The 23188-nt window shown below is 70.9% G+C and carries 23 protein-coding genes and 7 tRNA genes; 10 read left to right on the top strand and 20 right to left on the bottom strand.

Features of this window, described 5'->3' with window-relative positions:
* Positions 1-28: 28 nt before the first annotated feature.
* Entirely contained in the window at positions 29-1246 is a 1218-nt protein-coding gene (locus ACSYGN_RS33565) for a hypothetical protein (RefSeq protein WP_460402350.1), read from the bottom strand.
* Positions 1243-1809 (bottom strand): DUF4365 domain-containing protein, encoded by a 567-nt coding sequence (locus ACSYGN_RS33560; RefSeq protein ID WP_460402347.1) that lies wholly within the window; start codon positions 1807-1809, stop codon positions 1243-1245. The genes ACSYGN_RS33565 and ACSYGN_RS33560 overlap by 4 nt, the downstream gene beginning before the upstream one ends.
* A 173-nt stretch (positions 1810-1982) precedes the next feature.
* On the opposite strand from ACSYGN_RS33560, the gene ACSYGN_RS33555 reads away from it, so the two are divergent.
* On the top strand, positions 1983-2708 hold the full coding sequence (locus ACSYGN_RS33555; protein ID WP_460402345.1) for an exonuclease domain-containing protein: 726 nt from the start codon (positions 1983-1985) through the stop codon (positions 2706-2708).
* 213 nt (positions 2709-2921) lie between these two features.
* Here the strand turns inward: ACSYGN_RS33555 and ACSYGN_RS33550 are convergent.
* The 8 genes from ACSYGN_RS33550 to ACSYGN_RS33515 all read right to left on the bottom strand — a co-directional run bounded on the left by ACSYGN_RS33550 (position 2922) and on the right by ACSYGN_RS33515 (position 10824).
* Positions 2922-2993 (bottom strand) — tRNA-Val (locus tag ACSYGN_RS33550).
* Positions 2994-3044: 51 nt separating this feature from the next.
* A complete protein-coding gene (locus ACSYGN_RS33545; RefSeq protein ID WP_460402343.1) occupies positions 3045-5783 on the bottom strand; it encodes an exo-rhamnogalacturonan lyase family protein in 2739 nt (912 codons plus the stop codon).
* Positions 5784-5959: 176 nt separating this feature from the next.
* Positions 5960-6550 carry a hypothetical protein gene (locus ACSYGN_RS33540; protein ID WP_460402341.1) on the bottom strand — a complete coding sequence of 197 codons (591 nt, stop codon included), beginning with the start codon at positions 6548-6550 and terminating at the stop codon, positions 5960-5962.
* A gap of 4 nt (positions 6551-6554) precedes the next feature.
* The gene (locus ACSYGN_RS33535; protein WP_460402339.1) at positions 6555-7457 is read right to left on the bottom strand and encodes a carbohydrate ABC transporter permease; all 903 of its coding nucleotides are present in this window, start codon (positions 7455-7457) and stop codon (positions 6555-6557) included.
* Complete coding sequence (locus ACSYGN_RS33530; protein WP_460402337.1) at positions 7454-8419, bottom strand: carbohydrate ABC transporter permease; 966 nt, start codon at positions 8417-8419, stop codon at positions 7454-7456. Before ACSYGN_RS33530 ends, ACSYGN_RS33535 begins: the two co-directional genes overlap by 4 nt.
* Positions 8420-8478: 59 nt before the next feature.
* On the bottom strand, positions 8479-9765 hold the full coding sequence (locus ACSYGN_RS33525) for an ABC transporter substrate-binding protein (RefSeq protein WP_460402335.1): 1287 nt from the start codon (positions 9763-9765) through the stop codon (positions 8479-8481).
* A 339-nt stretch (positions 9766-10104) separates the two neighbouring features.
* A tRNA-Val gene (locus ACSYGN_RS33520) sits at positions 10105-10176 on the bottom strand.
* A gap of 186 nt (positions 10177-10362) precedes the next feature.
* The gene (locus tag ACSYGN_RS33515) at positions 10363-10824 is read right to left on the bottom strand and encodes a TIGR02611 family protein (RefSeq protein WP_460402333.1); all 462 of its coding nucleotides are present in this window, start codon (positions 10822-10824) and stop codon (positions 10363-10365) included.
* A 192-nt stretch (positions 10825-11016) separates the two neighbouring features.
* On the opposite strand from ACSYGN_RS33515, the gene ACSYGN_RS33510 reads away from it, so the two are divergent.
* Both ACSYGN_RS33510 and ACSYGN_RS33505 read left to right on the top strand, forming a co-directional pair.
* Entirely contained in the window at positions 11017-11430 is a 414-nt protein-coding gene (locus ACSYGN_RS33510; RefSeq protein ID WP_004002642.1) for an SsgA family sporulation/cell division regulator, read from the top strand.
* A 249-nt stretch (positions 11431-11679) separates the two neighbouring features.
* A complete protein-coding gene (locus ACSYGN_RS33505) occupies positions 11680-12240 on the top strand; it encodes a CGNR zinc finger domain-containing protein (RefSeq protein ID WP_460402330.1) in 561 nt (186 codons plus the stop codon).
* A gap of 77 nt (positions 12241-12317) precedes the next feature.
* Here the strand turns inward: ACSYGN_RS33505 and ACSYGN_RS33500 are convergent, their stop codons facing one another.
* Complete coding sequence (locus ACSYGN_RS33500) at positions 12318-12461, bottom strand: hypothetical protein (protein ID WP_460403969.1); 144 nt, start codon at positions 12459-12461, stop codon at positions 12318-12320.
* 278 nt (positions 12462-12739) lie between these two features.
* Entirely contained in the window at positions 12740-13201 is a 462-nt protein-coding gene (locus ACSYGN_RS33495) for a hypothetical protein (RefSeq protein ID WP_460402328.1), read from the bottom strand.
* Positions 13202-13590: 389 nt separating this feature from the next.
* Here ACSYGN_RS33495 and ACSYGN_RS33490 point away from each other — a divergent pair, with 389 nt between their 5' ends.
* Entirely contained in the window at positions 13591-14112 is a 522-nt protein-coding gene (locus tag ACSYGN_RS33490) for a DsbA family protein (RefSeq protein WP_460402326.1), read from the top strand.
* 42 nt (positions 14113-14154) lie between these two features.
* Here the strand turns inward: ACSYGN_RS33490 and ACSYGN_RS33485 are convergent, their stop codons facing one another.
* From ACSYGN_RS33485 to ACSYGN_RS33475, 3 genes are all read right to left on the bottom strand, one after another.
* The gene (locus ACSYGN_RS33485) at positions 14155-14976 is read right to left on the bottom strand and encodes a GNAT family N-acetyltransferase (RefSeq protein WP_460402324.1); all 822 of its coding nucleotides are present in this window, start codon (positions 14974-14976) and stop codon (positions 14155-14157) included.
* Positions 14977-15135: 159 nt separating this feature from the next.
* On the bottom strand, positions 15136-15957 hold the full coding sequence (locus ACSYGN_RS33480) for an aminotransferase class IV (RefSeq protein ID WP_460402322.1): 822 nt from the start codon (positions 15955-15957) through the stop codon (positions 15136-15138).
* Positions 15954-16997, bottom strand: a complete 1044-nt coding sequence (locus tag ACSYGN_RS33475) for a chorismate-binding protein (RefSeq protein ID WP_460402320.1) — start codon at positions 16995-16997, stop codon at positions 15954-15956. The genes ACSYGN_RS33480 and ACSYGN_RS33475 overlap by 4 nt, the downstream gene beginning before the upstream one ends.
* Before the next feature lie 233 nt (positions 16998-17230).
* Here ACSYGN_RS33475 and ACSYGN_RS33470 point away from each other — a divergent pair.
* From ACSYGN_RS33470 to ACSYGN_RS33450, 5 genes are all read left to right on the top strand, one after another.
* Positions 17231-17303 (top strand) — tRNA-Gly (locus tag ACSYGN_RS33470).
* A 37-nt stretch (positions 17304-17340) separates the two neighbouring features.
* Positions 17341-17414 (top strand) — tRNA-Cys (locus tag ACSYGN_RS33465).
* 1 nt (position 17415) lies between these two features.
* Positions 17416-17487, top strand: a tRNA-Val gene (locus tag ACSYGN_RS33460).
* 50 nt (positions 17488-17537) lie between these two features.
* Positions 17538-17609 (top strand) — tRNA-Val (locus ACSYGN_RS33455).
* A gap of 35 nt (positions 17610-17644) precedes the next feature.
* Positions 17645-17716: transfer RNA gene (locus tag ACSYGN_RS33450), tRNA-Val, on the top strand.
* 99 nt (positions 17717-17815) lie between these two features.
* On the opposite strand, the gene ACSYGN_RS33445 is transcribed toward ACSYGN_RS33450, so the two are convergent.
* From ACSYGN_RS33445 to ACSYGN_RS33430, 4 genes are all read right to left on the bottom strand, one after another.
* A complete protein-coding gene (locus ACSYGN_RS33445; protein ID WP_460402318.1) occupies positions 17816-18100 on the bottom strand; it encodes a TFIIB-type zinc ribbon-containing protein in 285 nt (94 codons plus the stop codon).
* Between the two features lie 95 nt (positions 18101-18195).
* A complete protein-coding gene (locus ACSYGN_RS33440) occupies positions 18196-19152 on the bottom strand; it encodes a phosphotransferase family protein (protein ID WP_460402316.1) in 957 nt (318 codons plus the stop codon).
* 644 nt (positions 19153-19796) lie between these two features.
* Complete coding sequence (locus tag ACSYGN_RS33435) at positions 19797-19994, bottom strand: hypothetical protein (RefSeq protein WP_460402314.1); 198 nt, start codon at positions 19992-19994, stop codon at positions 19797-19799.
* Positions 19995-20201: 207 nt separating this feature from the next.
* Positions 20202-20477, bottom strand: coding sequence for a hypothetical protein (locus ACSYGN_RS33430; protein ID WP_460402312.1), 276 nt, complete (start codon positions 20475-20477; stop codon positions 20202-20204).
* A gap of 196 nt (positions 20478-20673) precedes the next feature.
* On the opposite strand from ACSYGN_RS33430, the gene ACSYGN_RS33425 reads away from it, so the two are divergent.
* On the top strand, positions 20674-22056 hold the full coding sequence (locus ACSYGN_RS33425) for a serine/threonine-protein kinase (protein ID WP_460403895.1): 1383 nt from the start codon (positions 20674-20676) through the stop codon (positions 22054-22056).
* Positions 22057-22136: 80 nt separating this feature from the next.
* Here ACSYGN_RS33425 and ACSYGN_RS33420 read toward each other — a convergent pair whose 3' ends face one another.
* A complete protein-coding gene (locus tag ACSYGN_RS33420; RefSeq protein WP_460402311.1) occupies positions 22137-23000 on the bottom strand; it encodes a hypothetical protein in 864 nt (287 codons plus the stop codon).
* Between the last annotated feature and the right edge of the window lie 188 nt (positions 23001-23188).

Raw genomic sequence — 23188 nt, 5'->3', positions numbered from 1 at the left:
TACCGACCCCGTACCCCCGACCGCGAAATCATTCTCCCTCGCAGCCGTCCTCGAAGAAGTCCGGGCTCTCCTGGAGGAACTTCATCAGCCGGTCCCGCTCGGCCTCGTCCACCTGCACCGGTGCGACGTCCCGGGCTCCCGTCAGTCTGCGGAAACCGCCCCTGCTCTCCAGCCGCCCGTGCACCCGCACCGGCAGTCCGGCGAGGTGGGCGTGGCCCGCGGTGCGGTAGTCGTCCTCGTCCAGGGTCAGCCGGACGTGCGGCACCTCGGCTCCGCCGATCACCCGCAGCCGGACGCTGCCCGGGCCGCGCGGCCCGGACCTGCGCAGCCGGACGACGGTACCGGTGATCCGGACGGACACCGAGGGTTCCTCGCGCAGATAGCGGGCTCCGGCCTCACGCAGCGCGGGCAGGTCGCCGGGCGAGAACTCGACGGGCTCGGCGGTGGCGGCGCAGCCCTCGGGGACCCCGGCGGCCGGGGCCCATTCGAGGGCGATCCGGGCGCCCTCCGTGCCACGCACCAGAGCGACGAGAGCCTCGGTGAGCTCTCGGCTGACGCCCGCCTCGACGGCGCCGTCGAAGGCGTCCATGCCGCCGGTGGCCCGCTGGTAGTCGATGGCCTCCCGGGTGGCGTACAGGGCCTGGTGGAGCCGTGCGGCGAGGGGCCGCCCGGTGTCGACGGGCACGAAGGCGGTGAGGCGGCGGCCGCCGGAGGCGGTGCCGACGAGGACGTGCTCCAGGAGCGCGGCGGCCGGGCGGCGGTGCCGGGCGCCGTGGTAGCCGGCACACGCGCGCGTGGCGAGCGCGCCCGCGAGCAGCAACTGGCGGGCAGCCGTGCGCAACTGTTCCTCGGCGGTCCACGGGGAGGCCCCGGCGGGGCCTCCGGGTGCGTCCCGCCACCAGCGGATCTCGTCACTGGGGACGGTGAGGCCGATCAGCACCTCGCGCGCGGAGGGTGTGTCGCTGCGGGCGAGGGCGACGAGCGCCTCACCGAGCAGGTCGTCGCTGTCGGGGAAGGAGCGGCTCTCCGGTACGAGCAGGCTGGTCCCGCCGCCCCCGGGGCCGGGCGGGGTCCAGCGGCCGTAGCGCCCGGGGGCGCCGCCACGGCGCTGCCAGCCGTGCCGGTGCAGCAGGGCGCCGAGCACGGCGGGATCGACGTCGGCGGGCTCGGGCCGACGGTGCCAGGAGGGGTCGGCCGGGTGCGGACGGACCTCCCTCAGGGGCTCGTCGAGGGGGCGGTGCGTCATGGTCGGCCTCCCGTCCCGACCCGCGTCATGATCTCGCACAGCGCGCGGTCGTCGAAGATCCGGGTGGTCGGTACCCGCACGGTGGTGCGGGTCCGGCCGGTGACCGGGTGCCCGGCCAGGTTGACCCAGTAGCAGCAGTGCCGCAGGTCGAGGCGGTCGTGGCTGGCGCGCAGCCAGTCGTCCTGGGAGCGCGGCACGAGCATCACGACGAGGATCTTGTGCACGGAGACCGGGGTCCGGGCGAGTTTGCGCAGATGGTCGTTGTCGAGGGTGAAGGAGAAGGAGTGTCCCGGGGGGTTGGGGGCGATCTGGTACGTGGCCTTCAGCTGCACCTTGATGGTCACCTCGTCGTCGACGGTGTGGCCGGGCGCGCTGTGACTCACGTGCCAGTCGATGCCGTTGTCCGGGAAGGGCTGCGACAACGAGCAGCCCGCCGCCGCGGCGACCGCGTGCAGATAACCCACCTGCAGTGTCTCCATGCAGGCGGTGGTGGCGAGCGTGCCGCGCCGGGGGCCCGTGCGTTCGGGCAGCAGCCCGCCCCGCTCGGGCTGCGCTATCGCCATGACCGAGCAGCCTTCCGTGATGCCGTGTGAATTACCCGCAGCGGGCCGCTGAACTGCAAAGACCCGCATTCGTGTTGTGTCCTTCCGGCGTACCGCGCAAACGGCCCGGGTATCACCAAACGGGCAGAAGACGGAATGTCAGCTGCCATGGGTGAACGAGGAGTTGTGGTGGCATGACGTGCTGGTACGAGGGGCCCCTGGCGGCCTTCGACACGGAGACCACGGGCGTCGACGTCGAGACCGACCGGATCGTGTCGGCCGCCGTCGTCGTCCAGGACACCCCGGGCGCCCGGCCCCGGGCGGTCCGCTGGCTGGTGAACCCGGGCGTGCCGGTGCCCGAAGCGGCAACGGCAGTCCACGGGCTGACGGAGGATCACCTCCAGCGCAACGGCCGCTGGCCGGCGCCGGTGGTCCACGAGATAGCGCAGGTGCTCGCCGAACAGGCCACGGCGGGGCTCCCGGTGGTCGTGATGAACGCGCCGTTCGATCTGACCCTCCTCGACCGCGAGCTGCGCCGCCATCGCGCCTCGTCGCTCGACGCGTGGTTCGGGTCGGCGCCGCTGACGGTGCTCGACCCCCGGGTCCTGGACAAGCACCTCGACCGCTACCGCAAGGGGCGGCGCACGCTCACCGACTTGTGCGAGCACTACGGCGTGACGCTGGAGGGGGCGCATGACGCCTCCGCGGATGCCTTGGCCGCGCTGGAGGTGGTGCGGGCGGTGGGGCGGCGGTTCGCTGCGCGGCTGGAGCGGCTGTCTCCTGCGGAGTTGCATGCGCTGCAGTGCGAGTGGCATGCCGCGCAGGCGCGGGGGCTTCAGGCGTGGTTCGCTCGTAGCGGGGCGCCTGAGGTTGTCGACACGTCTTGGCCTGTGCGGCCGGGGCTGGCTGCAGCGGCCTGAGCGGTGGCCTGAGCGGCCCGCTTTCGGCGGTCTGGGGTGCTGCTGGCTGCGCCTGCGTGTCGGGGGCGGGTGCGTTGTGGCTTGTCGCGCAGTTCCCCGCGCCCCTGAGGGAGATGGTTGTGCCCTGGCTGGATTGGCTCGGGGCGTTTGTGTCACGCCGGGGTTTGGTGTGCGCAAAGGCCGGTCCGCCTTTGCGGACCGGCCTTTTCCCGGTGGGCGATACTGGGTTCGAACCAGTGGCCTCTTCGGTGTGAACGAAGCGCTCTCCCACTGAGCTAATCGCCCGGGAACGGACTGAACAATACAGGGCTCCGCGGGCTTCCTACAAACCGCTTCCTACGACGGCATCCGGTCGCCGAGAAGGGCCAGGATCTCGATCGCGGCGAGGCCGTAGAGGGCGGTGTCGTTGGTGGAGACCCAGCTCGCCTCGCTGCCGGGGACCAGGGTGAGCGGGCCGGTCAGGTTCTCGGTCTTCCAGGATGCCGACTCGGTGTAGCCGTCGGAGGAGTAGAACTTCGTCCACGCGCGTGTGGCGAGCGCCGTGTCGCCGGTCTGTACGGCGGCGTAGGCATCGAGGCGTGCGTGGCCCTGGAAGAGCAGGAGGGTGCCGAAGTTGGTGCCGTAGCGGGCCGCCTGCTCGGCCTTGGTGGCGTTGAAGTACCGGCAGTAGTCGAGGTAGGCCGACGTGAAGGCCGGCATGTCGACCAGGTGGATCAGTTCGGCGCACAGTTCGTTCAGGCCGAAGACGGCGGACAGGTGGGACACGGACACCACCGGGGTGGCCGCGACGGCGAACTTCCCGGTGTCGAGGTCGTACAGGCCGCTGCCCTGGACGAAGCCGTTTGGCTGGGCGGCGATGGTCTCCATGGTGGACAGGACACGTGCCCTGGCCTTCTCCCACTTGGGTCCTCTGCGCTCCCACTCGGTGAGCCAGGCGGACACCAGGCCGCTCCAGTCGGTGCCGAAGCCGATCGACAGGGCGTGCCGGTCCGGGGTGTACGGGTCGGTGCGGATCTTGCGCAGGGGGTCGAGGGCGAGGAAGGTCTCGTCGGAGTCGACGTTGGCGTGCATGAGGTCGCCGACGCGTTCGTCGCCGGTGAGGAAGTAGTAGAAGCGCCGGTAGGTGGTGTTGGCGATGCGCTGCTGCTTGGCGCTGTCGGCGTAGTGCTGCACGCCGTGCCGGGTGCCGAGGCCCGCCCACTGGCCGAGGTGGTAGACGTCGACCTCGCCGGTGTGCCGGGTCATCGCCTCGGCGAAGCGGAAGATGTCGGCGCGGCCGGAGCGCAGATAGGCGTACCAGAGCCACAGGTCGGGCGAGAGCTCGGAGTTGTCCCAGGCGTAGCCGCCGATGTCGTAGCGCCAGACGTGTCTGACGGTGTCGTAGGTGTGCATGATGTCGCCGTAGTCCCAGAAGCCGTACCAGCGGCGCATCTCCACCTGGTCCTTGTAGTAGGTGAAGAGGAAGTCGAGGTGGTCCTCGATCTTCGCCTTGGCCGGGGTGGAGCGGTCGGGCTCGGAGTACAGGCCGGGGCCGAAGACCTTGGCCTTGATCAGCTGGGCGGGCGGGGCGGCGAGCTGGGGCAGGACGCGTACGGCGGCGACCTGTTCGGCGAGGGTCTCGGCGCTCGGGGTCGACTCGTTGGCCCAGAAGAGGAGTTCGGAGGTGCGGGCGATGCCGTAGGGGGTGCCGAAGCCGGGTTCGTAGTCCTCGTAGGTGATGTTGAGGCCTTCCAGCTGTTCGGCGTAGGTGTCCTGGCCCATGCCGTCGTGGTAGAAGCGCAGGTCCATGGGCTGGGCCTCGGGCGACCAGAGCCAGAGGGTGACCTCGGCGGCGTCGGTGTGGGCGTCGCGGATGTCGAGCTGGGCCGGGTGCTTCTCCCAGAAGTCCCGCAGGCCGAAGGAGAATCCACCGCTCGCTCCGCCGACGTAGCCGAACCCGGAGGCCCGCCCGCCGCCTCCGGCGCCGATCCAGCCGTAGCCCTTCCTGGTGCGCTTGCGCAGCGTGAAGCCGTCGGCGGAGAGCTGGGCGAGGGTGTAGTCGCCCCAGTGGGGGATGTACTGGAGGCGGGTGGTGACGCGCTGGTCCCAGGTGGCCGGATCGGGCAGCTTCCGGCCCGCGTACTGCGCCGCCTGCACGGCCGCGCCCGGGTCGCGGCGCAGTCCGGTGATGCCCTGGACGGCCTCGCGCAGCAGTCCGGTGCCCTCGCCGCCGATGCGGATGTGCCGGTCGTAGGCGGCGTCGCGCAGCGGGACGGTGAAGCGGACGCCGAGGCCGCGGATGAAGTCGCCGCTCGCCTTGCCGGGTTCCTGGGTGCCGTCGTAAGTGATGGTGTGCACCATGCGGAAGGAGTCGGCACCCGCGTAGAAGTAGAGGCGGACGGAGAACGGCAGCCAGCTGCGGCTTCCTCTGCGGTGCTTGCCGTCGACGCGGACGACGGCGCGGACCGGGCCGTCCTGTTCGACGGTGACGTCGGATATCGCGCCCTCGAACCGCTCGGTCTTCACCGTGCCCTGGTCCTCGTCCTCGATCCCGGGCTGGCGGATGAGGACGAGCCGGCCGTTCTTCGCGATCTCCGTCGACCCGCGGCTGACCGACTTGACGATCGTGGCGCCGTCCTTGCCGATCCTGGCTGTGATGACGCCGGTCGACACGTCGATGGTGCCACCGCTCCTGTCGACGGTGACCTTCTTGCCGGGAGCCTCGGGCGTGCCCGCCGTGAGGGTGAGCTTTCCGCCGCCCGAGGAGACGGCGTGCGCGGTCCACTTGAGGGAGCCGTCGGGCCACTGGGCGAGCGGCCAGGACTGCACGGGTACGGCCGTGCCGTCCTCGTCGGTGAGCGCGAATTCCTGGTCCGCCGGGAACGCGCCCATCGGCCAGGGCACGCCGACGGTGGAGCCGGGCGCCGCGCCGAGACCGCCGTCCTCCAGCCAGTCGAGGGTCACCGGGTCCGCGTCGGCGGCCCCGGCTCTCGGCGCGGCCTGGGCGTCCTGCGGTGCCAGTGCCCAGCTGAACTGGGCGGCGGCTCCGGCGACGGCCGCCGCTTTGAGGAGGGACCTGCGGGGGATGGGGGACATGTCCTTTCCTTTCCGTGCGAGTGCGGGGTGGTCAGGGCAGAGGGACCAGGGCAGAGCGGTCAGGTCGGAGCGGGGCAAGCAGGTCAGGGCAGGGCGGTCAGGGGCATGACATGGTCGGGTACTGCGCTGAGGCGCCGACCCTGGTCGTCGAAGGCACCGCCGGTCAGAGGTGCCGGTCAGCGGTGCCGGTAGCGTTCCTCCACGGCGACGGCCGCCGCCGCGACGGCCCCCAGTACGGGTACCGCGAGCGGCGCGATGACCAGAGCGGAGCACGCGACGAGGACCGCTCCGCCGACGAGCAGGAAGGATCCGGCGGGGTCGAGCACCGTACGGCGTCCCGCGTCCGCGAGCAGGGCGCGCCAGGTGTCCCCCGGTGTCCAGACCGCGGCCGCACGCAGTCCGGCGACGGCGAGGCCGATCAGTGCGAACAGCCCCAGGGCACCGACGAACGGACCACCGGGCAGCCCGGCGCGCACGGCCTGGACGTCCACCCGGAGCACGGCCACCGCGGCCCACCCGACGGCCCCGGCGATCCATCCGCCGCGCAGCGCGGCCCGGAAGTCCCGGGCGAACTCCCGCAGGCCGCCGCCCTCGTGGGCCGTACGGCGCCTCAGGTGCCGGGCACCGGCGGCGAGGGCGGCCGGGTAGGTGACGACTCCCAGGGAGGCCACCGCGATCCACACCCCGGTGAGCAGGCACTCGGCGAAGACGCCGAACCCCTCCGCGAAGGCGGACTCCCGGCGTGCCCTGACCCGTACGTCGGCCATGGCCTCAGCCCTTCAGTCCGGAGGTCGCCATGCCGTCGATCAGGTACCGCTGGAAGGCGAGGAAGAACAGCAGCACCGGCAGCAGCGCGACCAGCGACATGGCGATCATGCCGCCGTAGTTGGCGGCCACGCCGTCGGAGTCGCGGAACATCATCAGGCCGAGCGAGACGGTGTACTTGCCAGGCTCGTTGAGGTAGATCAGCGGGCCCATGAAGTCGTTCCAGGCGTTGATGAAGGTGAAGATCGCGCTGGTGATGAGCGCGGGGCGGCACAGCGGCAGCACGATCGACCAGTAGATGCGCAGATGCCCGCAGCCGTCGAGCCGGGCGGCCTCGTCGAGTTCGCGGGGCAGTCCGCGCATGAACTGGACCATCAGGAAGACGAAGAAGGCCTCCGTCGCGAGGTACTTGCCGATCAGCAGCGGCGCGTAGGTGTTGATCCAGTGCAGTTTCTGGAACATCACGTACTGCGGGATGAGCAGCACGTGGTAGGGCAGCAGTAGCGTGCCGATCATCAGACTGAACAGCAGGTTCCGCCCGGCAAACCGGATCCGGGCGAAGGCGTACGCCGTCAGGGAGCAGGAGATCAGGACGCCGGCGACGGCACCGAGGGCGTAGAAGAGGGAGTTCTGGAAGAAGGTCCAGATCTCGATGTCCGCTATGCCGTCGGCGAGGCCCTTGAAGTTGTCGAGGATGGGGTGACCCGGGAACAGCTGGAGGCTGTTGATGATGTCCTTGCTGGGTTTGAAGGACGCGCCGATCACCCAGGCGACGGGGTAGAGGATCACCGCGAGGATCAGCAGGGCGCCGAGGTGCCAGGCGAGCGAGCCCGCCCGTCTGCGGCCCAGGACGGTGGCCAGGGGTCTCCGGTCGGCGGCCAGGGGTTTGGGGGTGGTCGCAGCGCTCACCGGGCGTCCTCCTCGTAGTGGACCCACTTCTTCTGGGACCAGAAGAGGACGGCCGTCACCAGGGCCACCGCGAGCAGCAGCATCCAGGCCATCGCGGCGGCGAATCCCATCTGGGAGTTCTTGAAGCCCTGCTGGTAGAGGTAGCAGGTGTAGACGAGCGTGGCGTCGGCCGGGCCGCAGTACGTGTTGGAGATGACGTACGCCGAGCCGAAGATCTGGAACGAGTGGATGGTCTCCAGCAGCACGTTGAAGAACAGCACCGGGGAGATCATCGGCAGGGTGATGTTCCAGAACTTGCGCAGGGGCCCGGCGCCGTCCATCTCGGCGGCCTCGTAGAGCTCCTGCGGCACTTGTTTGAGCCCGGCGAGGAAGATCACCATCGGCGCCCCGAACTGCCAGACGGTCAGCGCGACCAGGCTGTACAGGATCCAGTCGGCGTTGCCGACCCAGCCGCCGACGTGGAAGCCGAGGAAGGACTGGGTGCGGTCCACGACGGCGCCGTCGGAGAAGATCGACCGCCAGACGAAGCCGACGGAGACGCTGGCGCCGATGAGCGAGGGGGCGTAGAAGGCGGCCCGGTAGAAGGCCTGGCCGCGGCGGCTCTGGGCGAGCAGCAGGGCGACGCCGAGCGCGAGGAGCAGTTTCAGCGGTGTGCCGATGACCACGTACTTGGCGGTGACCTGCACCGACTTCTGCCAGCGCGGGTCGTCGAACATCTTGGTGAAGTTGTCGAGGCCGACCCACTTGGGGCTGTTGAAGAGGTTGTAGTCGGTGAAGGCGAAGTAGAGCGAGGCGACCATGGGGCCCGCGGTCAGGAGCAGGAAGCCCGCGATCCACGGGGACATGAAGAGATAGCCGGCGAGGTTCTCCCGGCGGCCCCGCCGCCCGCGGGTGGCGGGGGCGGCGGGGCTTGCCTGCCGGGCTGGTGCGGAGTCCTTGACGAGCGTCACGGAGGTTCCCATCGGGCTGGTCAGGCTGGCGGGCTGTCAGTCTGGAGGGGCTGGGCGGACCGGGCGGGCGGTCATGCCTGGAACGCGGCGTCGGACTCGGTGAAGAACTGCTTCACGGCGTCCGCGACCTTGGTCCTGCCCTGGCCGAGGTCGCCTCCCAGGCGCAGGAACGCGGCCTCGATGGTGTCGGCGCCGGACGGGTGCGGGGTGATCGTGCCGAGGATCCCGGCCTTCTGGGTGTCGGCCTCGTACTGCGCGATCTCCTTGTTGACGGCGTCGGTCGGCTTGAACGCGTCGTACTGCTCGGTGCCCGCGAGGATGCCGCGGTCGTAGCCCATGATCGTGCCGACCTCGGGGTCGTGGACCATGAAGTCGATGAACTTCGCGACCTGAGCGGGGTGGGAGGTGTGGGCCGAGGCGCTCAGCATCAGCGAGGCGAGGTACTGGCCGGTGTGGGTGCCGTCGGTGGTGGGGATCGGCGCGAGGCCGTAGGTGCTGTCGCCCTCCGAGGAGTAGCGGACGGTGAAGTTGTCCCAGGTGAACTCGGAGGCGCCGTGGCGCGCGGAGAGCGAGGACTTCGGCAGGTCCTGGGAGACCGTCTTGGGGTCGGTGACCAGGCCCGCCTTGACGCGGCTGAAGCCGTCCTGCCACCACTCCGTCAGATCGGCCTTGTCGAAGCCGAGCCCGTCCTTGGTGAAGAACGCCTTGCCGTTCTGGCGGAGGTAGAGGTCGTAGAGGTACATGATGGTGAAGTAGCCGGTGTCCCCGGGGACCCCGGTCTTGTCGCGGATCGTCTTCAGCGCCTTGAAGTACTCGTCCCACGTCCAGCCCTGCTGCGGCGCCACGCCCGCCTTCGCGAACACCTTCTTGTCGATGACCAGCGCCATCGTGTTCGAACCGACCGGGACACCGAGTTGCTTCCCGTCGACCTCGCCGACCTTCGTGACACCGGCGCGGAAGTGATCCAGGCTCAGATTGCCAGCCTTCACCTGGGAGTTGAGGTCGAGCAGAATGCCTCTCTTGTCGTACTTCCGAAGAAATCCGACGGCATTCTGGAAAACGTCCGGTGGATTTCCGCCGGCGGCCTGCGTCTGGAACTTCTCCCAGAACGATTGATACGTCTGGAAGTCGGTTTTGACCTTGATGGCGGGATACTTCTTCTCGAAGAGCCCGATGGTCTGGTTGATCTTCTTGGCCCGTTCCTCGGCACCCCACCACGAGTAACGGATCGTCACCGTGCCGTTCCCGGAACCGCCGTCTCCGCCGCAGCCCGTGGTCGCGCCGAGGCCGAGCGCGGCCGCCGTGGCCCCGGCCGCCTTGAGGACCGTCCGCCTTTCGACACTCCTGCTGGTTCCCACCGTCGAACCTCCCCGCAGCGTCGCTGCCGCTTGCATGAATCGTTTCAAGTAAGCGCTTGCTGCCACAAGTTACGAAGGGGCAGGGGGTGCGTCAATGATTCGGACAGGATTTTCTTGTGGTCGGATGAGGCGCCAACAGCGGCCGCACGAGGGTGAGTTGGGGGACGCCGCAGGTGGGGGCGGGTACGGCCGACGGGCCGAACAGCGGGAGGCGGCGACCGAAAGACACCCGGACACCACCGGCCCGGGGCCAGGACGGCCGAGTGCGGCGGCTGTGGCGGGCGGGGCGGACACGACCGCGGCCCGCCTGCTCGAGAGCAGACGGGCCGCGGTTCCGGGTGGGCGATACTGGGTTCGAACCAGTGACCTCTTCGGTGTGAACGAAGCGCTCTCCCACTGAGCTAATCGCCCCGGCGCAGGACGTACATTATCCCATGTCACCGGGTGCCCCCGAACCCGCTGCGGGAACGGCGGCGGAGCGGGCGCGGAAGCGGGCGCGAGACGACCCGCGGACCGGTCATCGGCCCCCACCCGTCCCCACCGCCCCCACGGGATCCTCACTGACCCCTGGGGATCCTCATCCGCCCTCGAGGATCCTCACTGATCGTTGATGTTCCAGGGCATCGCGAAACCGAACTTCCACAGATAGATCCCGGCCAGTGTGCCCGCGATCACCAGGCCGACCGACGTCAGGACGAGATTGCGCCGCCGCACCCGGGGGTCGAGCGCCTTCTGCGCCGCCTCGGTGACCTTGCGTTTCGTCCAGCGGAGCACCAGCTGCGCCCAGACGAACTCGGTCGCCCAGACGGCCATGCCGGCGAAGATCACGACCCAGCCGGGGCCCGGCAGCGGCAGCAGCACGACCCCGAGGCCCACGACCGCCAGGCCGACCACGAAGACGCCCACCTGCCAGCTCAGATGCAGCGTCCGGCGGGCCCTGACGAAGTGCGGCGCCCGGGAGCCGAGCGGTCGCTCGGAGCGGGCGTCGCGGGGCTCGTCCTGCCCCGTCTCGCCGGCCGCCACGGCCGCCTCGCCCTGCCCGTCACTCCCCGTATTCATACGGCCAAACTTTACCGTAATGAAACCAGTCACCGGAATGGTCGTACCTCCCCACACAGGTCGTCGGCCGGAAGAGTTACGTAAAGACACGCAAAACACTCAGAGGGGTTTACAACGGCACCGTAGGTGGCATGTCGATTTCGCCGACGTGCGAATCCCCGAGCGCACACTGAGCGAAAGGCCCTGGCGCTTATGAACACCACGGTCAGCTGCGAGCTGCACCTGCGCCTCGTTGTGTCGAGCGAGTCCTCCCTGCCTGTCCCCGCAGGCCTGCGGTACGACACGGCCGACCCCTACGCCGTGCACGCCACCTTCCACACCGGAGCCGAGGAGACCGTCGAGTGGGTGTTCGCCCGCGACCTTCTCGCCGAGGGGCTTCATCGTCCGACGGGCACGGGTGACGTTCGCGTCTGGCCGTCCCGCAGCCACGGTCAGGGCGTCGTGTGCATCGCCCTGAGCTCCCCGGAGGGCGAGGCCCTGCTCGAGGCCCCGGCGCGGGCCCTGGAGTCCTTTCTGAAGCGGACTGACGCCGCCGTGCCGCCCGGCACGGAACACCGGCACTTCGATCTTGACCAGGAGCTGTCCCACATCCTGGCGGAGAGCTAGGTCGAGACACCTCGAAGCCGCCCGGCGCCGTCGACTCGGGGAGACGGCTCGGGCCAGGACAATCGCATACGGTACGCAATCCGGCGCTGCCCTGTGGGGCGGCGCCGGTTCGCATCCCAGGAAAGCCTCGAGGGGGGCCACGGAGCGTGCCGGAACCGTTGCTGCCGGGGTAGCGTCGGGTGGGAACGCACTACCATCGGCCAGCATCGGCGGGCGGCCTGCCCGACCCCCCAGGCCAGGGAGCGAAACGTGCTGATCACCCATGACACCCGGTGCGCCCTCGACACTGTGGTGGATCTGGTGAACACCGCGCCGGAGGACACCTCGGCGCCGGACGGGCTCGCGGATGTCGCGGCCCTCGAGGCGTTTGTGCGCAAACACGACATCAGCGATGTGGGAAGGCTGTCGGAGTTCGACCTGTCCGGGGTGCGGAAGGTGCGCGGACGGTTCGCCGCGGTCTTCGCGGCCCCGGACCCACGCGCGGCGGCCGGGCTGATCAACGAGCTGGTCGCCGCCGCGGGCACCACCCCACGGCTGACGGACCACGACGGCTACGACTGGCATGTGCACTACTTCGCACCCGGCGCCTCCGTCGCCGACCATCTCGCCGCGGACTGCGGGATGGCGCTGGCCTTCTTCGTCGTGACCGGGGAGCAGGAGCGTCTGCGCCGCTGCGAGGCACCCGACTGCCGGCGCGCCTTCGTCGATCTCTCCCGCAACCGCTCGCGGCGGTACTGCGACAGCCGCACCTGCGGAAACCGGCTGCATGTGGCCGCGTACCGGGCCCGGCGCAAGGAAGCCGCGGGCTGAGCCCTCCTTCCCGGGTTCCGCCGGGATGCGATGCCGACGCCAGCCCGGCGGGTGACACCGGGGCTGGCGTGTACGGCTCATAGCCACAGCAGGTCGTGCAGCGCAGCCATGAGGAGCAGGCTCCCGATCACCGCCAGGAAAATCATCAGCGGTGGCTGGGAGAGGGCGAAGAGGCACCCGCGGGGCTCGTCCTTCGGCGGCGCGGCCTCACTCTGTTCCATGTCCAGCATCTCGCCGCGATGATGGACCAGCGGAGACCGCGTTCGCGATCAACACGCCCGCTATGCGCGGTAGTTCACGTAATTCCGCATTGTCCGGATCGGATGCCGTCGCGTAGTGAACGTTTGGTGCACGCTGTCGACGTTCTGTGTCGTTTCAATGGATCACCCCGGGATCACCACAGGATCACCGCAGTGGATCACCGCATTGGATCGCATCGGTCGGCGGGCGCCGCAGTGCAAGCGTCACAGCACCGGGTACATCGCGGGCCTCGGGACGGTCATATGCCGTGCTTCTTGAGGATGGCCTCGATGTCACTGAAGTCGTCGGCGCCGGTGGCGGGCGGTGCGGCGGCCGAGCGACCGGTCTTGCGGGTGGTCTGGGTGGTGCGGGTGGCCGGGCCGATCGCGGGCGAGGAGGAGGCCGGGGCGACCGCCCCCGACTGCTGGGCGGCGCGGGCCGCTCTGCGCTCCTGGCGGGTGCCACCGCGGCGGCGCTCCACCGCGCGAGTGGTCGCGAACAGGAGCCAGGAACCGCCGAGCAGGACGAATCCCGCCCAGGCCGTCGGGCTGAAGGCTGTGTCGGCCACCCAGCCGACCACACCGGTCATCACCAGACCGATCGGGATCAGGGAGTAGGCAGCGATCCGGGCAGCCGCCAGATAGCGCTTGCGGTAGGCGGTGACCACCGCGATGCCTAGGCCGGCCGCGGACACGGCGGAACAGACGGTCTCGGCAATCATCCGGTCCTCCCGGCAGTTCTGGGCAGGGGCAGTTCGTCCCTTCCATCCTGCACCGTCCTGTCGCCCCGATGCCACGGTCCAGCCCGACATCAGGGAGATCTCGGGGTCGTCTCGGGGTCGTCTCCACCCCGAAGCCCGGGGCGGCCCTGGGCGACCCTGGGCCAGCACGGACCGAGGCCTCAGCGACCGCCTCGGCGATGACTTCGGCGATGGCTTCGGCAATGGCCTCGGACGAAGACCGCGGACGAGGTCCCGGCAGAGATCCTTTCGGAGATCCCGGGAGAGGCCCGGGGGCGATCCCTGCAGAGGCCCTGCCGGAGATCGCGGAGGAGGCCCCGGGGAAGATCCTGATTGGGCCGTACCGGTTCCGGCCTGGAAGACTGGCGGTCATGAGCGACTCCTCCCCCGCCCCCTCCGCCGTGGCCGTCCTGGACGTGTGGTGCGAACTCCAGTGCCCGGACTGCCGCAGTGCCCTGACCGATCTGCGCGCGCTGCGCGAGCGGTACGGCGATCGTCTGGAGCTGCGGCTGCGGCACTTCCCGCTGGAGAAGCACCAGCACGCCTTCGCCGCCGCGCAGGCCGCCGAGGAGGCGCTGGAGCAGGGGCAGGGCTGGCCGTACGTGGAGGCGGTGCTCGGCAGGGTCGAGGAGCTGAGCAGCCTCGGCGAGCCCTTCCTGGTCGACGTGGCGGGTGAACTCGGCTTGGATGCCGAGGAGTTCGACACGGCCCTGATCGACGGACGGCACATCCTGGCCGTCGACGCCGACGAGGCCGAGGGCAAGGCGATCGGGGTGACCGGCACGCCCACGTATGTCATCGGCGGGGAGCGTCTGGACGGCGGCAAGAGCCAGGAGGGGCTGCGCGAGCGGATCACGGAGATCGCGGACCAGCTGCTGGCAGAAGGGGCCTGAGACCCGGGTCTCCCCTGCGGCGACCCACGGCCTTCGGCAGAGCTACAGGTACTTGTACAGGTGGTACGCCTCCGCCTCGTACCCCAGTGACGCGTAGAGCCGTTCGGCCGGGGCGTTGCCGGCGAACACGTGGAGGCCGAGGGTGTCGCGGCCAGCGTCCGCCGCCTGGGTCTCGGCCAGCAGCATCAGGGTGCGGCCGTGGCCCCGGCCCCGGTGCTCCGGGCGGGTCTCGACGTCGAGGACGAACGCCGTCCGCGGCCACAGTCCGAGCCAGAGCGTGCCGACCGGGCTCCCCTCGTGCTCCAGCACTGTGAGGCGGGTGTTCTCGGTGGCGATTCCGTCCGGCAGGAACACGTCCTGGCCCGCGTCCCACTTGGCGTGCGCCTGCGCCTCGGACACACCGCCGGCCGTCATGCTGCGCGCGTACCGCTCCCGCACCCCCGCCCGCCACGGGCCGAACTCGGCCTCCGTCATGGGCCGTACGACGCTGCCGGGCGGCAGCGGTGCCGGGGTGCCGGCCAGCCGTTTCGTGAGGCTGCGGCTGCGCACCACGTACCCCAGTGCCGTGGCGAGCCGGAGCGCGGCCGCCGCGTCGCCGGGCACGGACACCTCGGCACGGCCGCAGCCCCAACTGCGGGCGATCTCCTCGGCCGCGAGCGCGGCCACTGTGCCCCGGCCCCGCCCGCGGTCCGCCTCGTCGATGCCCAGCTCCGCAAAACGGGCCACGGCCGGGCCGGAACCGGGGTGCGTGGACACCACGATCCCGCCGACCGGGCGACCGTTCACGCACACCCGGTAGCGGCGCGAGCGCGTCCCGTCCGCATGGTCCTGGAGCGGCTCGACGGGCCGCAGGGTCGTGGTCATCACGGGTGTTCTACCCGTGTCCCGGCCACCCGTCATCCTGATTCTCCGGATTCTGCAGATCCTGTGGATCCTGTGGATTCTCCGGATTCAGGGGGCCGGGAGCGGAGACGGGCGAGCCGTGACCCCTGCGGTGCCACGGCGATGCCGTGGCGCGGCCGTCTACGGGTCGAGGTCCTCCCCCGACCGCTCGTCGAAAATTCGCATCGCCTTGGCGGTCACCGGGCCCGGGGCATCGGTCAGTTCGCGGTCGTCGACGCGGTGCACGGCCTGGATGTCGCGCAGGGTGGAGGTCAGGAAGACCTCGTCGGCGCGCTCCAGGACGTCCAGCGGCAGATCGGTCTCCTTGGCGCCCGTCCACTCCAGGGTCAGCGCGCGGGTGATCCCGGCGAGGCAGCCGGAGGCGAGCGGCGGGGTGTGGATCTCACCGTCGAGGACGACGAAGACGTTGGACCCGGTGCCCTCGCAGAGCTCGCCGACCGTGTTGCCGAACAGCGCCTCGGAGGCCCCGTGCTGGTGCGCGCGGGCGAGGGCGACGACGTTCTCGGCGTACGACGTGGTCTTGAGTCCGGTGACGGCGCCGCGCTCGTTGCGCACCCACGGGACGGTGACGACGGCCGTGCTGTCGGGACGGCGGCCGGTCTCGCCGAGGGCGACCACCAGGGTCGGGCCGTGGTCGCCGCGGTCCGAGCCGAGGGGGCCGTGGCCACCGGTGTAGGTGATGCGCAGCCGCCCGAGCGCGGCCGGGTTGGCGTCGAGGACGGCGGCGCAGGCGCGGCGCACCTCGTCGAGGTCCGGGTCCGGCAGCCCCAGGCCGCGCGCCGACTTGGTGAGCCGGTCCAGATGGCGGGTGAGCGCGAACGGATCGCCGTGCACCGCCTTGACCGTCTCGAAGATGCCGTCGCCCACGGTCAGTCCGTGGTCGAAGACGGAGACACGGGCGGACTCGATGTCCTCCAGCCCACCGTCGAGCCATATCTTCACGTGAGGGTCCCTCCTTCGACCTCGTACGTCCCCGACGCTATCGCGAGCAGCCGGGACGCCTTCAGTTCGGTCTCCCGCCACTCCGCTTCCGGGTCGGAGCCCCAGGTGATGCCGGCACCGGTGCCGAACCTCAGCAGCCCCGCGGCGCGGTCGATCCAGAAGGTGCGGATCCCGACGGCCAGCTCGGCGGTGTCACGGTCGGCGTCGACCCAGCCGACGGCGCCGCAGTAGGGGCCACGTGGCGCGGTCTCCAGGGCGGCGATGATCCGCAGGGCGCTGGACTTGGGGGCGCCGGTGACCGAGCCGGGCGGGAAGGCGGCGGCCAGCAGCTCCGGCCAGCCAGCGTCGCGGCGCAGTTCGCCGCGGACCGTGGAGACCAGGTGGACCAGGCCGGGGTGCTTCTCCACGGCGCACAGGTCGGGGACGGTGACGGTGCCGGTGGCGCAGACGCGCCCGATGTCGTTGCGGACGAGGTCCACGATCATGACGTTCTCGGCGTGGTCCTTGGGCAGGAGGTCCGCCTCGGTGCGTCCGGTGCCCTTGATGGGCCCGGACTCGACGACCCGGCCGTCGCGGCGCAGGAAGAGTTCGGGGGACGCGGTGGCGATCTCCACGCCGTGCTCGGGAAGCCGGATCGTTCCTGCGTACGGCGCCGGGTTGCCGCGGGCCAGCAGCGCGGTGAGGGCGTCCACGTCGGCGCCAGGGCCGACGGGGGTGGAGAGAACACGGCAGAGGTTGGCCTGGTAAACGTCGCCGGCCGCGATGTGCTCGCGCACCCGCCGGACGCCCGCGGTGTAGGCATCGCGGTCCAGGGAGGACGTCCAGTTGCCGGCCGCGGGGCCGCGCCAGGCGCCGGGAACAGGGGTCGGCACCGGCTCCTCGCGCACGTCCCGGAAACGGGCGCAGGTCAGCCTGCCCTCGAAGTCGGCGCAGACGGCCCAGAACCCGGTGGAGTCCAGGGCCGCGGGGTCACCGGTGACGTCGAGGAGGCCGGTGGCGACGCGGCTGCCGAAGCGGGCGAGAGGTGGCGGGCGCAGCACGCTGCCGAGTCTAGGCGGGTGTCGTCCGGGTGACGTCGCCGCGTCCGGAGGGTGTGCTGGTCACGGGTTCTTCCGGTTCGCCAGCCATGCGCCGGCCCTGACGCGGCCGCGGCGTCCGGTGCACTTCCGTCGGATGGGGCGCAGCACGCTGCACAAACGCGTTTTTGTACTGGACCGGGAATCCGCTAGAGTTCAACACGTCGCCGGGACGCCTCAGCGGACCGTGCCGACAGGCGGACGTAGCTCAGTTGGTAGAGCGCAACCTTGCCAAGGTTGAGGTCGCGAGTTCGAGCCTCGTCGTCCGCTCGAAGGAAGTCGGGGGGTCCTGGTCCCCTGCACTCCTGGTGGAGTGGCCGAGAGGCGAGGCAACGGCCTGCAAAGCCGTCTACACGGGTTCAAATCCCGTCTCCACCTCCAAGGACGATTAGCTCAGCGGGAGAGCGCTTCCCTGACACGGAAGAGGTCACTGGTTCAATCCCAGTATCGTCCACTGGTCCACGAGGGCTCCGGCCCACGCGGATCCCGGCCCTTGGGGCACCCGCGCGATTAGCTCAGCGGGAGAGCGCTTCCCTGACACGGAAGAGGTCACTGGTTCAATCCCAGTATCGCGCACGCAGTACAGCAGTACCGCATCACCGCAGTACCGAGGACGATTAGCTCAGCGGGAGAGCGCTTCCCTGACACGGAAGAGGTCACTGGTTCAATCCCAGTATCGTCCACAGTGGATGTACGAGACGAAGCCCCGGCCGGATGGCCGGGGCTTCGTTCGTCGTATTGTCTCCCGCTGGCTCAGCCGGCTCAGCGGGAGAACTGCCAGCTCAGCTGGAGAACAGCATGTGCCCGAAGCTCTTGTGCCGGTGGTGACCGCCGTAGTGGCCACCGTGGCCGCCGTGCGGGGCGCCCCAGGCGGGGGCGGGCGGGGCCGGGTACGCCTGCGGGGCGGGCGGCGGCGGGGCGGGCTGGGACCACTGGGACTCGACACGCGTCAGCGCCTCGAGCTCGCCGTAGTCCAGGAAGATGCCGCGGCAGCCGCTGCACTGCTCGATCTGGATGCCATTGCGGTTGTACGTGTGCATCGGTGCATGGCACTTCGGACACTGCATGGTCGGCCTCAACTCCTCGCCGTTCGGTGCTGCTTCGTTCGCCGCAGCTTCGTTCACCCAGGACAGACTCCGTCCGGCCCGCGGTCGGTTGCACCCTACTCGCGGAAAGCGCTGTTGCGCTGGGGCGGATGAGCCCCCATCCGGTCACATGCGTCGATCACGCACTGCTCCACCTCGTCCGGTACGCGTCCCGCCGCGACCGCCTTGGCGACGGCCAGGGCGGCGGTCTGCACGGTGAGGGCGCGGGCTGCCACGTCCAGGGCGGGCCATGGATCACCGTCCGCGGGTACGGCGGGACCGCCGGCGGCGCGGTAGGCGGTCAGGAAGCGGGTCCACTCGTCGGGCGGGAGCAGCCCGCAGGCGTACCAGGCGGCCGGGCGGGCCAGGTCCCAGGCAGCCACGCCGGTGCCGAGGTCGTCGACGTCGATCAGCCGCCACGGGCCGTCCGGGACGGGGTGGCGCACGAGCTGGCCGAGGTGCAGATCGCCGTGGCAGAGGGTGGCGGTGTCCGGCATGGGCGCCTCGGCGCGGGCCCAGGCGGGCAGGGCGGCCCAGGCGCGCAGCACAGGGGCGGTCGCGGGATGCGGTCCCGCCGCCCTGAGCCGCGCGATCGCCCGCGCCGCCTTCGCCGGGCCGCGCATCGGGGGCAGGGGCGTGGTCACGGGGGTGCGGTGCAGGTGGGCGAGGAGGGTGGCCGCGGCCTCCCAGGGTGCGGCGTCCGGGTCGTCCGGGGGCACGGGGGTGCCGTACGGCCAGAAGGTCAGCAGTCTGTCGTCGATCGCGGCCGGGGTGGTGCCGAGCGGGGCGAGCAGCACGTGCGGGAGTCGTGCGGCGACGGTGAGGCGCAGGGTCAGGTCGGCGGGGTCGGTGTGGGGGGCGTGGGCCTTCGCGACGGTGGTGGTGTGCCGGACGACTGTGGCGTCGGGGCGGTCGGCGAGTGTGAGGGTTGCGCCGCAGGTGCCGGCGGTACCGGCGGTGCCGCAGCCGCCGGGTTGTGCGTGGGCCGCGGCCCTGGCCTGCTCTGCGAGCGCGGGGAGCAGGTCTGCGGTCATTAGTCTCCCCCTGGTTTCTGGGTTCTGGGTTCGTACGGGTACGGCTCTGGCGAGGAGCTTACGGCGGGGTGGGGACGGGGGCGTTCTGGCGGGGTCTGCGGTCCCGGCAGGTGTTTACTACCGGCGTCGTCGCGGTGCCGGGGCTGGGGCGCGGGCCGGGGTTGCGCAGCCCGGCGCTTGGCGGGGTGCCGGGGTCGGGGCTCAGGCCGGGGTTGCGCAGCCCGGCGCTGGCGGGGTGCCGCCCGCGCCCACCCGTGCCGCCCGTGCGGCACGACTGCCCGCGGGTACGCGGGCACGGCGGGCGCGGTTACGCAGGCGCGGTTACGCAGGCGTGGTGACGCGGTGACGCGGGCGCGGCGGTTCGCGGTGGCAGGGGCGCGGTGACGCAGGCGCGGCGGCGCAAGCGCGGCGGTTCGCGGTGGCGGGGGCGCGGTGGCCTGCGGTACTGGGGGCGGGACTGCGGTTGCGAGGTGGGCGGGGTTGGCGGTGGCCTGTGGGCAGCGCATCCGCGTCCGGGTACGGCAATGCCGGCGCAGCTCCCCAGCTGCGCCGGCATTTTTGCCGTCCGCCGCACCCCCGTCCCCACGGGGTTTCATGGGTGGATGTCCCCGCCCGGACCGCTCTTCCGGGCCTGGGGTCGCCTCTCAGCGCCCCAGCATCACACCCACGGACGACGCCTGTGTGGCCACTGTCTCCCAGCCGTCGAAGACGACGAGGAGCAGGGCCGCCAGGGGGAGGGCCATGAGCGTCGCCACCAGGGGGTGGCGGCGGCCCTGACGGCTGGGGCGGAACGCGGTGCGTCCCTGCGGGTGGAGCATGGTCCGCGGTGCCGTGAAGGCCATGGTCCCTCTCCTGACCGATCTCGGTGTGTCCTTCGTTTTTTGGCAGCGGCGGGTGTCTGACCTCGGGGGACGAGTGCTGCACCCGCCGCTTGACCTCAAATCTAGGCGCGGGATCCCCGCAGGTCGTCATGCCTTCGTACCCATTGACGGTTCTCCCGGAGGATGAGCCGTCACCCGCTGTGTACTCCCCTGGGTGGAGACGGGGTCCTAGGTCTCGGGGTCTTCCCTGAGCCGCTGCCCCGTGTGTCCCTGCTTTTCCGAGCTGTCCGCACGGGGCACGGGCTGCTCCACCAGGGCCAGGACCCGGTTCGCCATGAAACGCGCGGTGCGCACGACTGTGCCGCTGCGGGTGACTTCGCTCACTTCGACCACGCCCCGGCGTACCGCCGTCTCCACCCGGCGGCCCGCTCGGCTCGCCACCACCTCGTATGTACGCGTCGTGTCACCCGCGTCCACGACTATCTCCACGCGGTCACCCTTCACGGGTCCAATCCCCCTTCCGCGTCGACTGGTTGAGATCACGGGCAGGTCAAGGCCCGCCCGTTCGCACGCTTGCTGACCACTCTTCAAGTCTCCCATCCGGCACTGACAATCGATCGGGACGAGAGGGCGCGGCCTATGCCCGCGGGCGGCCGTGGAAACGTAAGCTGTGGCACGTCATACGGACCGGGCAGCGGGGATGAACATGGCGATGATGCGCCTGAGGCGCGAGGACCCGCGCGTCGTCGGCTCGTTCAGGCTGCACAGACGGCTCGGCGCGGGCGGAATGGGCGTCGTCTACCTGGGCTCCGACAAGAAGGGCCAGCGGGTCGCGCTGAAGGTCATCCGGCCGGATCTCGCGGAGGACCAGGAGTTCCGGTCGCGGTTCGCCCGCGAGGTCTCGGCGGCCCGGCGCATCCGCGGCGGCTGCACCGCGCGGCTCGTCGCCGCGGACCTGGAGACGGACCGTCCGTGGTTCGCCACACAGTACGTACCCGGCCCCTCGCTGCACGACAAGGTCAACGACGAGGGCTCGCTGCCCGCCGCGGAGGTCGCCTCGATCGGGGCCGCCCTGTCGGAGGGGCTGGTCGCGGTCCATGAGGCCGGGGTCGTGCACCGGGACCTGAAGCCCTCCAACATCCTGCTGTCCCCCAAGGGGCCGCGGATCATCGACTTCGGCATCGCCTGGGCCACCGGTGCCTCCACGCTGACGCATGTCGGCACGGCGGTCGGCTCGCCCGGCTTCCTCGCGCCCGAGCAGGTGCGGGGCGCTGCCGTCACCCCGGCGACGGATGTCTTCGCCCTCGGCGCCACCCTCGCCTACGCCTGTACCGGCGACTCGCCCTTCGGGCACGGCAGTTCCGAGGTGATGCTGTACCGCGTGGTGCACGAGGAGCCTCAGCTGCACGGGGTGCCCGACGCGCTGGCCCCGCTGGTCGCCGCGTGTCTCGCGAAGAACCCCGAGGAGCGTCCGAGCACGCTCCAGCTCTCCCTGCGGCTCAAGGAGATCGCCGCCCGCGAGGCGCAGGACTTCGCCGAGGTACGGCCGCCCGCGCCGCGCTCGGCGGAGGCGGACCGCCCGACCGGCCGGCTGATCGACGACACCTATCCGGAGACCCAGCGGGTGCAGCGGCGTCCGCAGGGCACCGGGCCGTCGTCGCGGGGCGGTACCGGATCTTCGTCCTCTCGGGGAGGTACGGGGTCCTCGTCCTCGCGGGGTGGTACGGGCTCGTCCTCGCGGAGCAATCCGGTGCCGCGCGGCAGTGTGCCGTCCCGGCCGGGCGGCTCCCGGCCGACCCCGGCTCCGCGCGGCAGCGGCGGCGGGAACGGGAGCGGTACGCGCGGGGGTACCGGCAGCCGTACGGGGCCGCGCAGCGGTGCCGGGCGCCCGCGCGGCACCGGGACCGGGCTGCGGCCCGCCAATCCCCGGTTGCTCAGACAGCGGCTGGTCGTCTTCGTGGTGGTGACGTTGCTGGTCGCCCTCGGTATCGCGGTCGCCCAGGGCTGCTCCGGCCCGGCGCACGGCCTCGGCGACGACCACGCGCCGCAGCGCCAGGAGCAGCAACTGGAGTCCGGGGCGTAGGCGGAGGGCACGCTTCCGGTGTCGGTGTCGGTGTCGGTGTCGGGACTGCCGTGGGCGGACGGCGCATCCCAAGTCTCCTGTCAGTCGCCGGCGGTCAGCGCGGCGGCGGCCCGGAGGCGGGCGCCGTTCGCCTGCTTGAGGGTCGTCAACTGCCCGGAGTTCTGGGCGATCAGCTGCTTCTGGTAGGCGGACTCGACCGAGAACCAGACGCCCACCAGGTTGGTGTTCTTCTTGCACCGGATGTCGGTCGTGGCGGTGTCGATCGTCCGGGCGCTCGTACTGCCGGTGAGACCCGGATCGGCCAGCGGGGCGAGGGGCTCGGTGTAGTCGTATCCGCTGTCAGCCATGCAGCCGGACCATGCCCGGATCGATTTTCTCACCCGGGAATCGGACTTCGACCGGTCGAAGGACTGGAACGACAGTTGCTGGGCCAGGCCCGGGTCCGTTCCCGCGGGCGCGGCGGTGCCCAGGGACTGGTCGGCCTGGGCCACGCAGCCGCCGTCGGGAACCTTGCGCCCCTTGATCCTGGATCTTCCCTTGCCGAACAGAACGGTCTGCGCGTCGACGCCGAGTCTCGGTTGTGCGGGGGGTTTCTGCAGGGCGGGGTCGCGCTTGCCCAGCCCGTAGCCGTATGCGACGGCGTCCGACGCGTCGGTGATCCCGTATCGCCGTTCGGTGGCGCTGCGCGGCCCGTAGTCAGCGGCGGGCTGCTTGACCGAATAGCCGAATCCGTACTTTCGCATGCACCGGTCGATCAGGACGACCCGGGCCCGGTCCAGCTCACGCAGTTGGCGGGCGGTGAGCAGATAGTCCTGGAGCGGGAGCCGGAGATCCGCGGCGGCGACGATCCGGGGAATGTCCCGAACCGCCGGTTCGGAATTGTTCTCGTTCTTCGAGTCGGGAGAGCAGGAACTGATCGCGGTGAGTACGAGAAGGGCGGACACTGCCGGCCCGGCCCGCCCTAACACCGATCTTACGAGTGGTCTGCGAAGGTGGAAAGGCATCGTGAACTCCGCGATGGTCTGTTCGGAACAAACAGTCGGGTGTCCTGCCCAGCTGCAATGGGCAGGACACCCGACCTCGTGCGGTGTTTCCTGCTGTGCGGCGGTGCCGCCTCAGTTCGGCGGCGGGA

It is taken from the genome of Streptomyces sp. YIM S03343, from assembly GCF_054729195.1.
Note: the sequence above shows the minus strand (reverse complement) of the source record. Positions and strands in the feature narration are given on the sequence as shown.

What these genes read in the sequence shown, in the direction of transcription:
- ACSYGN_RS33440 (WP_460402316.1), bottom strand. Translation starts at nt 19,152, where the DNA reads ATGACCGCAGACCTGCTCCCCGCGCTCGCAGAGCAGGCCAGGGCCGCG.
- ACSYGN_RS33435 (WP_460402314.1), bottom strand. Translation starts at nt 19,994, where the DNA reads ATGGCCTTCACGGCACCGCGGACCATGCTCCACCCGCAGGGACGCACC.
- ACSYGN_RS33545 (WP_460402343.1), bottom strand. Translation starts at nt 5,783, where the DNA reads ATGTCCCCCATCCCCCGCAGGTCCCTCCTCAAAGCGGCGGCCGTCGCC.
- ACSYGN_RS33540 (WP_460402341.1), bottom strand. Translation starts at nt 6,550, where the DNA reads ATGGCCGACGTACGGGTCAGGGCACGCCGGGAGTCCGCCTTCGCGGAG.
- ACSYGN_RS33490 (WP_460402326.1), top strand. Translation starts at nt 13,591, where the DNA reads ATGAGCGACTCCTCCCCCGCCCCCTCCGCCGTGGCCGTCCTGGACGTG.
- ACSYGN_RS33495 (WP_460402328.1), bottom strand. Translation starts at nt 13,201, where the DNA reads ATGATTGCCGAGACCGTCTGTTCCGCCGTGTCCGCGGCCGGCCTAGGC.
- ACSYGN_RS33530 (WP_460402337.1), bottom strand. Translation starts at nt 8,419, where the DNA reads ATGGGAACCTCCGTGACGCTCGTCAAGGACTCCGCACCAGCCCGGCAG.
- ACSYGN_RS33425 (WP_460403895.1), top strand. Translation starts at nt 20,674, where the DNA reads ATGAACATGGCGATGATGCGCCTGAGGCGCGAGGACCCGCGCGTCGTC.
- ACSYGN_RS33555 (WP_460402345.1), top strand. Translation starts at nt 1,983, where the DNA reads ATGACGTGCTGGTACGAGGGGCCCCTGGCGGCCTTCGACACGGAGACC.
- ACSYGN_RS33565 (WP_460402350.1), bottom strand. Translation starts at nt 1,246, where the DNA reads ATGACGCACCGCCCCCTCGACGAGCCCCTGAGGGAGGTCCGTCCGCAC.
- ACSYGN_RS33560 (WP_460402347.1), bottom strand. Translation starts at nt 1,809, where the DNA reads ATGGCGATAGCGCAGCCCGAGCGGGGCGGGCTGCTGCCCGAACGCACG.
- ACSYGN_RS33515 (WP_460402333.1), bottom strand. Translation starts at nt 10,824, where the DNA reads ATGAATACGGGGAGTGACGGGCAGGGCGAGGCGGCCGTGGCGGCCGGC.
- ACSYGN_RS33500 (WP_460403969.1), bottom strand. Translation starts at nt 12,461, where the DNA reads ATGGAACAGAGTGAGGCCGCGCCGCCGAAGGACGAGCCCCGCGGGTGC.
- ACSYGN_RS33510 (WP_004002642.1), top strand. Translation starts at nt 11,017, where the DNA reads ATGAACACCACGGTCAGCTGCGAGCTGCACCTGCGCCTCGTTGTGTCG.
- ACSYGN_RS33485 (WP_460402324.1), bottom strand. Translation starts at nt 14,976, where the DNA reads ATGACCACGACCCTGCGGCCCGTCGAGCCGCTCCAGGACCATGCGGAC.
- ACSYGN_RS33445 (WP_460402318.1), bottom strand. Translation starts at nt 18,100, where the DNA reads ATGCAGTGTCCGAAGTGCCATGCACCGATGCACACGTACAACCGCAAT.